This window comes from Paraburkholderia sp. UCT31 (assembly GCF_014397655.1).
Taxonomy (GTDB): domain Bacteria; phylum Pseudomonadota; class Gammaproteobacteria; order Burkholderiales; family Burkholderiaceae; genus Paraburkholderia; species Paraburkholderia tuberum.
The window spans coordinates 1-14,259 of the sequence record NZ_VZQP01000098.1; the positions used below are offsets into that span (position 1 = coordinate 1).

The window sequence follows — 14,259 nt, forward strand, 5'->3', positions numbered from 1 at the left end:
CCCCCACCGCCGCCCCGCCCACGCTCGAAGCACAATTCGCCGCGCTACCAGCGGCCTGGCGCGCGCACCTGAAGCCCTTCATCGACAGCGACACCTACGCGCCGCTGTGCCGCTTCGTCGACGGTGAGCGTGCCGCCGGCAAAACGATCTATCCGGCCGACGTGTTCCGCGCGCTCCGCCTGACGAGCCCCGACGAAGTGAAAGTCGTAATCCTCGGCCAGGATCCGTACCACGGCGAAGACCGCGGCACGCCGCAGGCGCACGGTCTCGCGTTTTCGGTCGCGCCGCACGTGCGGCCGCCACCGTCGCTGCGCAACATCTTCAAGGAAATCGCCGCGAGTCTCGGTCACCAGACGCCGCAGCACGGTTGCCTCGACAGCTGGGCCAAACAGGGCGTGCTGCTGCTGAACACGGTGCTGACCGTCGAGCGCGACAGCGCCGCGAGCCACGCGAAACGCGGCTGGGAGAAATGTACCGACACGCTGATCCACGAACTCGCGACGCGGCATCAGAACCTTGTCTTCATGATGTGGGGCGCGCATGCGCAGGCGAAGCGCGCGCTACTCGGCGGCAAGTCGCACTATGTGCTGGAGGCGCCGCATCCGTCGCCGCTGTCCGCGCATCGCGGCTTTCTCGGTTGCGGGCATTTCGCGAAGGCGAACGAGTATCTGTTGCAGCACGGCCGGGAGCCGATCGACTGGCGTCTACCGGACGACGCGCAAATGCTTGCGTGAGAGCGTCGTCGTCAGAAGATTGCGATACACAACGAAAACGCCACGGAGGATGAACCCATCCGTGGCGTTATTCTTTTCACCGCTCGCGCCGCATCGAAGCTGCGCAATGCGGCAGGACAAACCCGCTTAGACCGCGGCGATCGCTTCGCGTGCCGAGCTCAGCGCGGCGTTCGCGGCGTCCGGGCCCAGGTTCAGGCCTTCGGCGTAGATGAAGTTCACGTCGGTCATGCCGAGGAAGCCGAGGAAGCTCTTCAGATACGGCGTCTGGCTATCGTTCGGCGTGCCGAGATACTTGCCGCCGCGCGCCGACACGACGTGGACCTTCTTGCCCGTCACGAGGCCTTCCGGGCCGTTCGCGGTGTAACGGAACGTGATGCCCGCACGTGCGATGAAGTCGAAGTACGTCTTCAGTTGCGACGAGATGCCGAAGTTGTACATCGGCGCACCGATCACGATGACGTCGGCGGCTTGCAGTTCGGCGATCAGCGCTTCGCTGCGTGCGGCGATCGCGGCCTGTTCCGGGGTGCGCTGGTCGGCCGGCGTGAAGAACGCGCCGAGCACGGCGTCGTCGAGGTGCGGCAGCGGTTCGGCTTGCAGATTACGGACGACGACTTGCGCGCCCGGATTCGACTGTTGCAGCTTTTCCGTCAGCTCGTTGACGAGAAGCGTCGAGTTCGCGCCTTGCGAACGGGCTGCCGAGTTGATTTGCAGGATCGTGGTCATGGTTGACTCCAGTAGGGGCGCGCAGTGTTGCGCGAGTGAAGTCATTGTGTTTTTTTACCGGCCCGCGAAAAAGCCGTCCGGCGGCGAAGGATTGTTGCATGGATAGAACAATCAACCGCCCTCCTCCACCGATTGACGACGGGACAGGCGACGATCGGTGGACCGCCCGGTGCGGCCCACCACCACGCCGATCACTTCGTCAGCCAGCGCTCAAGGGCTTTGCGCGCGGCGGGACGGTGATCGCTGACCGTGAGCTTGTAGCGGGCCACTTCGGGACCGTCGAGCTTCACCTGCGTGACGCGCAGCTCGTCGCGACGGAACGCGTGCACCTCGACCTTCGCACCCGGCTGATAGCGCGTCAGCAGAGCATCGATATTCCCGCCGGTCACGCGCAGACCATCGATCGCGATCAGCACGTCGCCAGCGGAGAGGCCCGCCTTCTGCGCGGCGCTGCCCTCGTGCACGGTCGCGAGCGCGCAATCCGCGCCGCCGCGTAGCCGCACGCCGAGCGACGGCTTGCCGTTTTTGTCGACGTCCGGCGCGAGCGCCACGCCGAACGGCGCGAGCAGCGCGTCGAGCGGCAGATCGCGCGTGCCGCGCACGCCCTCGGCGAACAGTTCGGCCAGTTGCGCGCCGCTCGCTTCCGCGAAAATCGCCTCGATCTCGCTTTCGTCGACACCGACCGGCTTGCCTCGATAAAAGTCACGGCCGAAGCGCGTCCACAGCAGACGCATCACGTCGTCGAGCGATTTCTGGTTGCCGGTCTGCGCGCGGATCTTCAGGTCGAAGGCGAGCGCGATCAGCGAGCCCTTCGTGTAATAGCTGACGATCGCGTTCGGCGCGTTCTCGTCCTGCCGGTAGTACTTGACCCACGCATCGAACGAGCTTTCGGCGACGCTCTGCTTGAGGCGCCCGCTGCCGCGCTGCACCCCGCCGATCACCTTGCCGAGCAGGCCGAAATAGTCGTCCTGCGAGATCACCCCGCTGCGTACGAGAATCAGGTCGTCGTAATACGACGTGAAGCCCTCGAACAGCCACAGCATCGACGTGTAGTTTTCGACGCCGAGGTCATACGGCGCGAACACGGCCGGCTTGATCCGCTTCACATTCCACGTGTGGAAATACTCGTGGCTGCACAGACCGAGATAGGTCCGGTAGCCCTCGCTCATCGGCTCGCGGCCCTGCACCGGTAGATCGGTGCGATTGCAGATCAGCGCGGTCGATGCGCGATGCTCGAGGCCGCCGTAACCGTCGGTGACAGCCTGCGTCATGAACACGTAGCGCTCGACCGGCGCCTTCTTCGACTTCGGTTCGAACAACGCGATCTGCGCTTCGCAGATGCGCTTCAGGTCCTTGCACAGACGCTCCATGTCGAGCCCGATCACGCGACCGCCGATCACGACGTCGTGCGGCACGCCGTGCGCCTTGAACGTCGCGAGCGCGAATTCCCCGAGCGTCACAGGATGGTCGATCAGTTCGTCGTAGTTCTGCGCGCGGTATTCGCCGAAGCCGTAGCGCTTCGTGCCGCGCGCTTCCGGCAGCGCGGTCGCGACGCGCCAGCCGCGATACGCGGCGCCCTGCGGCTTCTGGATATCGACCACGCACTGCGCGTCCTCATGGCCGAGCGGCGACAGGAACACGCTGGTGCCGTTGAAAAAGCCGATCGTGTCGTCCAGATGCGCGGCGCGCACCGACAGGTCCCATGCGTACACCTCGTAGCGCAGCGTCAAGGCTCCCTTGACCGGCGCGGCCTGCCACGTGTGCTTGTCGATCTTCTCGACGCGCACCTTGCGGCCCGCGTCGTTCACCGCGCGCAGCGTGACGATGTTGCGCGCGAACTCGCGCACCATGTAGCTGCCCGGAATCCACACCGGCAGCATGAAACGCTGGCCGGCCGGATCGGGATCGGCGACGGTCACGGTGACTTCGAACAGGTGGGCGGCGGGGTTACCCGGAACGATGGTGTAGCGGATCGGCTTCATCGGCGGCGCTTGGGAGTGTCAGGAGAGTGAGGCGGGAAGTTCGGGGCTCGATGCGAAAGGAGGCGCTGCGTGCGCCTCCTTTCGTTTGAACTTTGCATCTGTTGCGCCCGCGGCGGGCGTGGCGCTGCGCGCTGTTCAGTGCACGGCCGACAGTTCCTTGTCGAGCCGATCTGCCGGCACCGCGCCGGGCAGGCGGCGACCGTCGGCGAGAAACACCGTCGGCGTGCCTTCGACGTTCATCGCACGGCCGAGCGCGAGGTTCTTGTCGATCGCGGCGGTGTCGCAGGTGGCGGCGGCGGTCGGCGCCTGACGGTCCTGCATCCACGATTCCCACGCCTTCGCGCGATCGGCCGAGCACCAGATCGACTTCGACTTGGCCGTCGAATCGGGCGACAGCACCGGGTACAGGAACGTGTAGACCGTCACGTTGTCGATCGACAGCAGCGTTTTTTCGAGCTGCTTGCAGTACGGGCAGTTCGGATCGGAGAACACCGCGATCTTGCGCGCGCCGTTGCCGCGCACGACCTTCACCGCGTTGCCGAACGGCAGGCTCGCGAAGTCGATGCGGTTGGTTTCCGACAGGCGTGCCTCGGTCAGATTCTTGCGCGTCTTCGAGTCCACCATGTCGCCGAGCATCAGGTAGTCGCCGCTCGCATCGCTGTAGACGATCTGCGTGCCGAGATTCACTTCGTACAGGCCCGCGATCGGCGTCTTCGACACGCTTTTGATCGTCACGTCGGAAAGACGGGTTTGCAAGGTGGTCTTGAGCTTGTCGGTGGTCTGGTCGGCCTGCGCCGAGCAGCCGAGCATAGCGGCACCGATCGCGAGCGCGGCGGCGGCGATGCGGAAGGTCTTTTTCATGCTGGAGTCCTGGAGTCAGTCGCGCACCTGCGCGTTTTTTACGTTCCGGCCGCGAGTTTCGGCCGCCTATCTGTTCAATCAGGCTCGATCAGGTTCGATCGGGGGTCGGATAAGGGGCGGATCGCAGCGCTTCGATCCGGTCATGATACCTGTCCCGGGCGCCGGTGACCGGCCATCGGCTATCCGCCCGACGCCTCGTTGCGGTTTACCCCAGCGCGGCCGACACGAGCCAGCGCTTGATGAATGGCTGCGCGCCGACGAACGCCATGCCGGTATTGCGCACGGCGCGCGCGAGCGGACCGGGCATCGAGAACAGTTTCTGCAGACCGTCGGTGGCAATCATCAGCGCGCGAATGTCTTCGCGGCGCGCGCGTTCGTAGCGACGCAGCAGCACCACGTCGCCGAGATCGCGGAACGACTCCTTGCCGCCGATCGTGCTCGCGAGCGCGGCGACGTCGCGCAAGCCGAGGTTCATGCCCTGTCCTGCCAACGGATGGATCAGATGTGCGGCATCGCCGACCAGCGCGACCCGCGGGGCGACGAGCCGGTCCACGGTCTGCAACGCGAGCGGGAAGCCCTGCGCGGGCGTCACGCAGTCGAGCGCACCGAACTGTTCACCGCTCACGTGCTCGACTTCGGCGGCGAGCCGCTCGGGATCGAGCGCGAGCAACTGCTCGGCGTGTTCGGTGCGCGCCGACCAGACCAGCGACACGTGGCCGTCCGGCATCGGCAGCAACGCGATGATCTCGCCGTCGCGGAACCACTGATACGCGGTTTCGCCGTGCGGCTTCGCAGCCTTGAAATTGGCGACCACACCGATCTGTCTGTAGTCGCGGCGCACCATCTTCGAGCCGATCTGCGCGCGCACCCACGAGTGCGCGCCGTCCGCGCCGACTACCAGATCCGCTTCGAGCACGCTGCCGTTCGCGAGGCCGACGCTCGCGTTGTCGACGGAGAAATCGAGCGCCTGCGCGCGCGCGTCGAACCACGTGAGATTCGGCTGGAAGCGCAGCGCGGCATCGAGCGCGCGCTCGATCACCGACGACTCGACGATCCACGCAAGCTGCGGTACCGATGCCTGAAACGCCGAGAAATGCAGCTCGGCGTGCGCGTCGCCGTAGACGCGCATGTCGTAGACGGGACCGAGCCGTGTGTGATCGAGCGCCTGCCAGACCCGCAGCCGTTCGAGCAAGGCCTGCGAACTCGACGACAACGCATAGACGCGCGAGTCGAAGACAGCACCGGCGGGCAGCACCGCGCAAGGCTGCGCGAGCAGTGCGACGCGCAGTCCGGCTTGCGTGAGCGCGAGCGCCGCGGTCTTGCCGACGAGCCCGCCGCCGATCACGGCGGCATCAAAGGTCTGGTGGTGTGCGTTCATGCGCGCATTATAGCCGCGGGGGTTGCGGGGGACGGATCGACGGGCGCGGCCGTTGGGCGCTGTGCGCGGGGCCTCGCGGGCTCGTGCCGGACATGGTGTCTGGGGTCAGAGCCTGAGGTTGTCGGCGGGACTGTGCGAGTCTGATGCCGACCGCTCGCGCAACCCGCACTTCATGCGTTGGCGGCCACGCGCATTTGAGTCCCGGGCCGGTGGCCGCGCGGCCTCGATGCGTCGTGTTAATGCGTCGCGGCGCTGGCCGCGAGCGCCGCGTTCGCCTCGCGCATGCGCAAGAAGTCGCGATTGGACGAGAGGTTGCGCCACGCGGCCGCTTCGAGCTCCGCCTTGCGATCGCGCTGATCGCTGCGTACCGCGCAGTCGGGGAACACGCGGTCGAACACGCGCCATAGCGAGTCGTAGTCGTTCTTATCGGCGAACCGCGCGATGTCGGCGTGATCTTCGTGCGACAGGTGGGTCGTCAAACAATCGATGGTCTGCCGGTCCGTGGTGGCCTGCGCTTCGTCGAAATTCGGCGCGACCCATGTCGCGACCGAGCCCACCACGACCGCGGCGACCACGCCGATCCCAACCCATCTGATGATTCCCACGCTGCTCCCCCGGAAATTAAGCTCTGCCGGCTCTGAACTGACGATTCTACAGTGGCTTCGCGCCAATGCGCCGGCGGGTCCGCGCGGGCGAACGGGTTACAATTGCGCTTTCCGTGAAAACTCGCACTCAATCGTCGAGCCAACGCCCCGATTCGGTGTCTTGTCCGCTCCGCTGAGCCTGCCGCGCCCCACCTTGCGCGAGGGCTTTCCGAATCCGCGCGCAGCGTCGAGCGCATCACGCAACCTACTGATTCACTGAAGGATTTCCATGAGCCTCAAATGCGGCATCGTCGGCCTGCCCAACGTCGGCAAGTCCACCCTGTTCAACGCGCTGACCAAGGCGGGAATCGCCGCCGAAAACTATCCGTTCTGCACGATCGAGCCGAACGTCGGCATCGTCGAGGTGCCGGACGCGCGGCTGAAGGCGCTCGCCGAAATCGTCAAGCCGGAGCGCATCCTGCCGGCCGTGGTCGAGTTCGTCGACATCGCCGGTCTGGTGGCCGGCGCGAGCAAGGGCGAAGGCCTCGGCAACCAGTTCCTCGCGAACATCCGCGAAACCGACGCGATCACGCACGTCGTACGCTGCTTCGAAGACGACAACGTGATTCACGTCGCGAACAAGATCGATCCGTTGTCGGACATCGAGGTGATCAACACCGAGCTCGCGCTTGCCGACCTCGCCACCGTCGAGAAGGCGCTCGCGCGCTATTCCAAGGCGGCCAGGTCGGGTAACGACAAGGAAGCCGCGAAGAACGCGGCGGTGCTGGAGAAGGTCCGCGCGCAGCTCGACCAGGCGAAGCCGGTCCGCGCGCTCGATCTGACCGATGAAGAAAAGGCTACCCTCAAGCCGTTCTGCCTGATCACCGCCAAGCCCACGATGTACGTCGCCAACGTGAAGGAAAACGGCTTCGAGAACAACCCGCACCTGGACGCGATCACGAAGTTCGCAGCGGCTGAAGGCGCGCCGGTCGTGGCCGTGTGCGCGGCGGTCGAAGCGGAAATCGCCGACCTCGACGAAGCCGACATGGAAGTCTTCCTCGCCGACATGGGCATGCATGAGCCGGGCTTGAACCGCGTGATCCGCGCGGGCTTCAAGCTGCTCGGCCTGCAGACCTACTTCACGGCCGGCGTGAAGGAAGTGCGCGCGTGGACGATCCACGTCGGCGATACGGCGCCGAAGGCGGCCGGCGCAATCCACACCGACTTCGAGCGCGGCTTCATTCGCGCGCAGACAATCAGCTTCGACGACTACATCGCCTACAAGGGTGAACAAGGCGCGAAGGAAGCCGGCAAGATGCGCGCGGAAGGCAAGGAGTACGTCGTGCATGATGGCGACGTGATGAACTTTTTGTTCAACGTCTAAAGCCGACTACTGCTTCCAACAGAGCACGAGTGCGTTGAATGGAAGGCCAACTACCCGGATTTCAAATAGGTAGCCTTCTGAATGAGATTCGCCGCGGCTTTCTATTGTTCGCGCAGTCCTAGCAATGCAGAGGGAAGCCTCGAGGTAATCAATCACCTGAGGGGTAAGGTAATAATGGTGTCAAAAGTACAGTAACCCATTCAGACCGGTTGGCTCGTTGAAGCGATTGTCCGGACAGTGAGGCTTTCATGTCGCATACCGTTTTTATCCAGCGCGTAGTGCTGCTCAACTACAAGAGCATCGGTCACTGTGACGTCCGCTTGCAGCCCCTGACATATCTTGTCGGGCAGAACGGTGCTGGCAAAAGCAATTTTTTAGATGCCTTGCACTTCGTTCGCGATGCTTTGGCAGGTTCCTTGGACAACGCGATTAATGAACGAGGTGGGTTGAATGAAGTGCGGCGACGTTCGAGTGGACATCCAACGCATTTCGGCATCCGGATCGAGTTTCGACTCAAGGATGGTCGCTACGGATGGTATGCCTTCGACATCGGTGCCATGGCCAGCGGAGGCTATGAAGTACAACACGAAAAATGTGTGATCGATGGCATCGGCAAGGGACCTTTCTTCCGCATAGAGAAAGGCCGCTTACTCGACAGTAGCGAAACTGCCTTTCCTGCCATTACCGCTGACCGGTTGGCTCTCGTGGCGGCATCAGGCTTCACGGCATTCAGGCCCGTGTTCGATGCATTAACTGCGATGGGGTTTTATAACCTAAACCCCAAATTGATGCGTGAGCTTCAAAAGCCGCAGGATGGCCGTTTGCTTAAGCCCGTGGGCGAAAATATCGCTAGCGTCATCGGTCATCTCGAGCGCGTGGCACCGGATCGCGTGGAGGCCATCAAAGAATACCTCCAGTCAGTCGTGCCCATGGTGCATGGCGTGGAGCGCAAGGCCATCGGTCCAATGGAGACGCTCGAGTTTCGACAGGATATGGCAGGAGCCAAGTATCCGTGGAAATTTCTGGCTCAGAACATGTCCGACGGCACCTTGCGTGCGCTCGGTGTGTTGACAGCGCTACTCCAAACCAATGTTGATTACGCGCCCACTTTGATCGGCATTGAAGAGCCGGAAACGGCGCTGCACCCGGCAGCGAGCGCGGCCTTAAGAGAGGTTTTAGTTCAGTCGGCCAAGCACACACAAGTGCTTGTGACTAGCCATAGCCCTGATCTGCTAGATGACCGTGGTATCGACGTAGACGCCATCCTAGCCGTCGTCTCTGAGGGAGGGGAAACACAGATTGCTCCGTTGGACCAAGCTTCCCGTCAAGTGTTGCGTGATCATCTGTTTTCCGCCGGAGAACTATTACGAATGAACCAGTTGGCGCCTGACCGCCAAATCATCAAGCAGCAAAGCGAAGTCCAGTTCGATTTGTTCAGCGAGGTGCGGTCGTGATTCCCATCGCGTCGATTGTGGAGGGTGATGGGGAAGTCTCGGCATTGCCGATACTCTTGCGAAGGATGGCTGCCCAATGGTCTCCTGACACGGTGATAAACCCTCTACAGCCTATTCGGGTACGGCGAGACAAGTTTTTGAACAAAGAAGAGAAATTCCGCAGGCAATTGCTCCTGGCGGCTGCCAAGACTGGCGAGGATGGATGGATCTTGATCGTACTAGATGCGGATGACGATTGCCCGGCAAGACTCGGACAGAAGATATTCGAGCGTGCACGACAATACGTGCCACATCGGCGGTTATCGGTTGTCCTGGCGAATCGAGAGTTCGAGGCTTGGTTCATTGCGGCGGCGCCGTCCCTTGACGGAGCGCGTGGCTTTTCTATTGCACCCTCTGAATTACTAGATGCAGAGACTCCGCGTAATGCCAAAGGATGGATGAGAGAGCATATGCAAAGTGGCACGTACAGCGAAATACTCGATCAACCTGCATTCACCGCAAGGATGGATCTGCAACAAGCATTGGACAACAGCCGCTCGTTTCGCAAGTTGCACAGGGAATGGCAGACCCATGTCTCTCAGCGTCCTTGAACCGAAAATTCAAACCGAAACACACCTTGGCTTGGCGCTCAATATCGTCCCCTTGAGCCTCCAACGCTGTCCGGTCACCTCGAATTTTCGCCTCCCGTTTATTTCCTTTCCCTGACAGCCAATGCTAAATTTCGGCTTCCGGCGCGCCGCCACCCTTGGTCCGCGCCGCCCGGCATCCGCCGCCGGAATGTCATCGAACACAACTAGAATCGCGCGATTCGCGTCCGCGCCCCTTCCGAACCGGAGACAAATCGATGAATTACAAGCCGCTGTTCCGTTCACTTTCCGTCGCCGCTGTATTGAGCATCGGCGTCAGCCAGGCGGCTCACGCCGCGACCGAAATTCAGTTCTGGCACGCCATGGAAGCCGCACTGGGTGAACGTCTGAACGACATCGCGAACGACTTCAACAAATCGCAAAACGACTACAAGATCGTACCCGTGTTCAAGGGCACCTACGACCAGACCCTCGCCGCCGGCATCGCCGCCTATCGCAGCGGCAATGCGCCGGCCATCCTGCAGGTCTACGAGGTCGGCACCGCGACGATGATGCAGGCGAAGAAAGCCATCGTCCCGGTCACGCAGGTATTCAAGGACGCGGGCCTGCCGCTCGATCAGAAAGCCTTCGTGCCGACCATCGCGAGCTATTACAGCGACTCGAAAACCGGCGAACTGATCTCGATGCCGTTCAACAGCTCGACGCCGGTGCTGTACTACAACAAGGATGCGTTCAAGAAGGCTGGCCTCGATCCCAACCAGCCGCCGAAGACCTGGGCCGAGTTGCACGCCGATGCGCAGAAGCTGAAGGCCTCGGGCATGTCGTGCGGCTACTCGTCGGGCTGGCAAAGCTGGATTCAGCTCGAGAACTACAGCGCGTGGCATGCGGCGCCGTTCGCGTCGCGTAACAACGGCTTCGACGGCATGGACGCGCAGCTCGAATTCAACAAGCCGCTGCAGGTCGCGCACATCCAGTTCCTGCAGAACATGGCGAAGGACGGCACGTTCACCTATGTCGGCCGCAAGGACGAACCGGTGTCGAAGTTCTATAGCGGCGACTGCGGCATCATCACGAACTCCTCAGGCTCGCTCGCGACGATCAAGAAATACGCGAAGTTCAACTTCGGCACCGGCATGATGCCGTACGACGACAGCGTGAAGGGCGCGCCGCAGAACGCGATCATCGGCGGGGCGAGCCTGTGGGTGCTGTCGGGCAAGGACCCGGCCGTCTACAAGGGCGTCGCGAAGTTCCTCGCCTATCTGGCCACGGCGCCAGTCGCCGCGAAGTGGCATCAGGACACCGGCTATCTGCCGATCACGACCGCCGCGTATGACCTGACGCGCCAGCAGGGATTCTACGACAAGAACCCCGGCAGCGACACCGCGATCCGCCAGATGCTGAACAAGCCGCCGCTGCCGTTCACGAAGGGCCTGCGTCTGGGCAACATGCCGCAGATCCGCACCGTGATCGACGAAGAACTCGAGCAGGTGTGGGCGGACAGGAAGACGCCGCAACAGGCGCTCGACTCGTCCGTCGCGCGCGGCGACGACCTGCTGCGCCGCTTCGAAAAGGCCAGTAACTAAGCATCGCCTGCGGGCAGGGTTCCGGCGCTCCCGCGCGGGAACCCGTCGTTGCAGCACACTCTGGACATCCCGATGGAAAAGCGCTCCTACTTCGGCACCAGCGCGCTGCCCTACCTGCTCGTCGCGCCGCAGCTGCTCATCACGCTCGTGTTCTTCCTCTGGCCGGCGGGCGTCGCGCTCTGGCAATCGACGCAAACCCAGGACGCGTTCGGTACGTCGAGCGAGTTCGTCGGACTCGCGAACTTCAAACAGCTGTTCGCCGACCCGCTGTATCTGGCGTCGTTCAACACGACGATCGTGTTCTGCACGCTCGTCACCGTGTCGGGCCTCGTGATCTCGCTGCTGCTCGCGGTCTGCGCGGACCGCGTGACGCGCGGCGCGAAGGCCTATCAAACGCTGCTGATCTGGCCGTACGCGGTCGCGCCCGCGATCGCTGCGGTGCTGTGGTCGTTCCTGTTCAACCCGAGCATCGGCCTCGTCACATATGCGCTCGCGAAACACGGCATCGTGTGGAATCACGCGCTGAACCCCGGTCAGGCGATGTTCCTCGTCGTGCTCGCGTCAGTCTGGCAGCAGATCAGCTATAACTTCCTGTTCTTCTATGCGGGCCTGCAGGCGATTCCGCGCTCGCTGATCGAAGCGGCCGCGATCGACGGCGCCGGTCCGGTGCGCCGCTTCTTCGGCATCGCCCTGCCGCTGCTGTCGCCGACCACGTTCTTTCTGCTGGTGATCAACATCACCTACGCGTTCTTCGACACCTTTCCCGTGATCGACGCGGCGACCGGCGGCGGGCCAGGCCAGGCCACCCGCACGCTGATCTACAAGATTTTCGCCGAAGGCTTCCAGGGGCTCGACATCGGCAGTTCGGGCGCGCAGTCGGTCGTGCTGATGATCATCGTCGTGGCACTGACCGTCGTGCAATTCCGCTTCATCGAACGCAGGGTTCAATACTCATGATCGAGAACCGACGCGGTTTCGACCTGTTCTGTCACGCGGTGCTGATCATCGGCGTCGCGCTGGTGGTGTTTCCGGTGTACGTCGCGTTCTGCGCGGCGACGATGAGCGAGCACGAGGTGTTCACGGTGCCGCTGTCGCTCGTGCCGAGCACGCATCTGTTCGAGAACATCGTCACGATCTGGACGCAGGGCACCGGCAACGCCGCGGCGCCGTTCAATCGCATGCTGTTCAACAGCCTCGTGATGGCGCTCGTCATCGCGATCGGCAAGATCGCCGTGTCAATGATCTCCGCGTACGCGATCGTCTACTTCCGCTTTCCGTTTCGCACGCTCGCGTTCTGGCTGATTTTCATCACGCTGATGCTGCCGGTCGAAGTGCGGATTTTCCCGACCGTGCAGGTGGTGTCGTCGATGCATCTGAGCAATACGTATACCGGTTTGACGCTGCCGCTGATCGCGTCGGCGACCGCGACGTTCCTGTTCCGCCAGTTCTTCAAGACGCTGCCGGACGAGCTGATGGAAGCCGCGCGCATCGACGGCGCGGGCGCGCTGCGCTTCTTCTGGGACGTCGTGCTGCCGCTGTCGCGGACCACGATGGCGGCGCTCTTCGTGATCACGTTCATCTACGGCTGGAACCAGTATCTGTGGCCGATCCTGATCACCAGCCAGCAGTCGCTGATCACCGCGGTGATCGGCATCAAGGGAATGATCGCCTCGGGCGATACCGCGACCGAATGGCATCTGGTGATGACGGCCACGCTGCTCGCGATGCTGCCGCCGCTCGCCGTCGTGCTGACGATGCAGCGCTGGTTCGTGCGCGGCCTCGTGGATTCGGAAAAATGATCCGGTATGGCGGACAGCGACAAGCACTCAAAAACAAAAGGCTAGAACGGCATGGCTGCACTGACTCTGCAAAGCGTTAAGAAAACCTACGACGGCAAACAGTTCGTGTTGCACGGCATCGACGTCGACGTCGCCGACGGCGAATTCGTCGTCATGGTCGGCCCGTCCGGCTGCGGCAAATCGACCTTGCTGCGGATGGTCGCCGGGCTCGAGCGCATCTCCGACGGCAGCATTTCGATCGCCGGCAAGGTCGTCAACGAGCTGGAGCCGAAGGATCGCAACATCGCGATGGTGTTCCAGAACTACGCGCTGTATCCGCATATGAGCGTGGCCGAGAACATGGGTTACGCGCTGAAGATCGCGGGCGTCGATCGTGCGCAGATCGCGAAACGCGTCGAAGCCGCCGCGCAGATTCTCGAGCTCGGCGCGCTGCTGCAGCGCAAGCCGCGCGAGTTGTCGGGCGGACAGCGGCAGCGCGTCGCGATGGGCCGCGCGATCGTGCGCGAGCCGGCGGTGTTTCTGTTCGACGAGCCGCTGTCGAATCTCGACGCGCGTCTGCGCGTGCAGATGCGCCTCGAAATCCAGCGCCTGCATGCGCGCCTCAAGACCACGAGCCTGTACGTCACGCACGATCAGATCGAAGCGATGACCCTGGCGCAGCGCGTGATCGTGATGAACCAGGGCCACGCCGAGCAGATCGGCGCGCCGACCGAAGTCTACGAGCGGCCGGCCACGCTGTTCGTCGCGAGTTTCATCGGCTCGCCGGGGATGAACCTGCTCGAAGGCCGTGTCGCGGACGACGGCTCGACCTTCGACGTCGCCGGCAACGGCCCGAAGCTGCCGCTCGCGGGCGTGCCGTCGATCGGCCGCGAAGTCGCGACAGGCCGCGAGTGGACGCTCGGCATTCGCCCCGAGCATCTGAGCCCGGGCACGGCCAACGCACCGTTCGCGACACTGAGCGTCGATTCTTGCGAAATTCTCGGCGCGGACAATCTCGCGCACGGCCGCTGGGGCAAGCACGATGTGACCGCGCGGCTGCCTCACGCGCATCGTCCCGCGGCCGGCGAGGCGCTGCAGGTCGTGCTGCCCGCGCAGCATCTGCACTTCTTCGATCCGGCGACTGGACGGCGCGCGAACTGAGACGCCCGCGGAGCGCCGCGACGGCGGCCCGCCGCCGGACTCCCCTGCCG

General features: G+C 63.3%; 13 protein-coding genes. 8 read left to right on the forward strand and 5 right to left on the reverse strand.

Annotated elements, in window-relative coordinates; genetic code table 11:
• A partial coding sequence (locus F6X40_RS39325) for a uracil-DNA glycosylase (protein ID WP_187631594.1) occupies window positions 1–734 on the forward strand: 734 nt, incomplete at its 5' end.
• 126 nt (window positions 735–860) lie between these two features.
• Here the strand turns inward: F6X40_RS39325 and F6X40_RS39330 are convergent.
• The 5 genes from F6X40_RS39330 to F6X40_RS39350 form a co-directional block, all read right to left on the reverse strand.
• Window positions 861–1,457 (reverse strand): FMN-dependent NADH-azoreductase, encoded by a 597-nt coding sequence (locus tag F6X40_RS39330; RefSeq protein ID WP_018420121.1) that lies wholly within the window; start codon window positions 1,455–1,457, stop codon window positions 861–863.
• 191 nt (window positions 1,458–1,648) lie between these two features.
• Window positions 1,649–3,439: a M61 family metallopeptidase gene (locus F6X40_RS39335; protein WP_187631595.1), complete on the reverse strand. Its 1,791-nt coding sequence runs from the start codon at window positions 3,437–3,439 to the stop codon at window positions 1,649–1,651.
• Window positions 3,440–3,574: 135 nt separating this feature from the next.
• Window positions 3,575–4,300 carry a DsbC family protein gene (locus tag F6X40_RS39340; protein WP_187631596.1) on the reverse strand — a complete coding sequence of 242 codons (726 nt, stop codon included), beginning with the start codon at window positions 4,298–4,300 and terminating at the stop codon, window positions 3,575–3,577.
• A 205-nt stretch (window positions 4,301–4,505) separates the two neighbouring features.
• Window positions 4,506–5,678, reverse strand: coding sequence for a UbiH/UbiF family hydroxylase (locus F6X40_RS39345; protein ID WP_187631597.1), 1,173 nt, complete (start codon window positions 5,676–5,678; stop codon window positions 4,506–4,508).
• A gap of 236 nt (window positions 5,679–5,914) precedes the next feature.
• Complete coding sequence (locus F6X40_RS39350) at window positions 5,915–6,283, reverse strand: hypothetical protein (protein ID WP_260336551.1); 369 nt, start codon at window positions 6,281–6,283, stop codon at window positions 5,915–5,917.
• A 268-nt stretch (window positions 6,284–6,551) separates the two neighbouring features.
• Between F6X40_RS39350 and ychF the strand changes: the two genes are divergently transcribed.
• The 7 genes from ychF to F6X40_RS39385 all read left to right on the forward strand — a co-directional run bounded on the left by ychF (window position 6,552) and on the right by F6X40_RS39385 (window position 14,209).
• On the forward strand, window positions 6,552–7,646 hold the full coding sequence (gene ychF / locus F6X40_RS39355; protein WP_187631598.1) for a redox-regulated ATPase YchF: 1,095 nt from the start codon (window positions 6,552–6,554) through the stop codon (window positions 7,644–7,646).
• A 248-nt stretch (window positions 7,647–7,894) separates the two neighbouring features.
• Window positions 7,895–9,100, forward strand: a complete 1,206-nt coding sequence (locus F6X40_RS39360; protein ID WP_187631599.1) for an AAA family ATPase — start codon at window positions 7,895–7,897, stop codon at window positions 9,098–9,100.
• A gap of 17 nt (window positions 9,101–9,117) precedes the next feature.
• Window positions 9,118–9,690, forward strand: a complete 573-nt coding sequence (locus tag F6X40_RS39365; RefSeq protein WP_316251888.1) for a DUF4276 family protein — start codon at window positions 9,118–9,120, stop codon at window positions 9,688–9,690.
• Between the two features lie 254 nt (window positions 9,691–9,944).
• Window positions 9,945–11,270, forward strand: a complete 1,326-nt coding sequence (gene ugpB, locus F6X40_RS39370; protein WP_187631601.1) for a sn-glycerol-3-phosphate ABC transporter substrate-binding protein UgpB — start codon at window positions 9,945–9,947, stop codon at window positions 11,268–11,270.
• A 72-nt stretch (window positions 11,271–11,342) separates the two neighbouring features.
• Complete coding sequence (gene ugpA / locus F6X40_RS39375; protein ID WP_184052403.1) at window positions 11,343–12,227, forward strand: sn-glycerol-3-phosphate ABC transporter permease UgpA; 885 nt, start codon at window positions 11,343–11,345, stop codon at window positions 12,225–12,227.
• Complete coding sequence (gene ugpE, locus F6X40_RS39380; RefSeq protein WP_184070540.1) at window positions 12,224–13,069, forward strand: sn-glycerol-3-phosphate ABC transporter permease UgpE; 846 nt, start codon at window positions 12,224–12,226, stop codon at window positions 13,067–13,069. Before ugpA ends, ugpE begins: the two co-directional genes overlap by 4 nt.
• A gap of 51 nt (window positions 13,070–13,120) precedes the next feature.
• Entirely contained in the window at window positions 13,121–14,209 is a 1,089-nt protein-coding gene (locus F6X40_RS39385) for a sn-glycerol-3-phosphate import ATP-binding protein UgpC (RefSeq protein WP_184070542.1), read from the forward strand.
• Window positions 14,210–14,259: the final 50 nt, after the last annotated feature.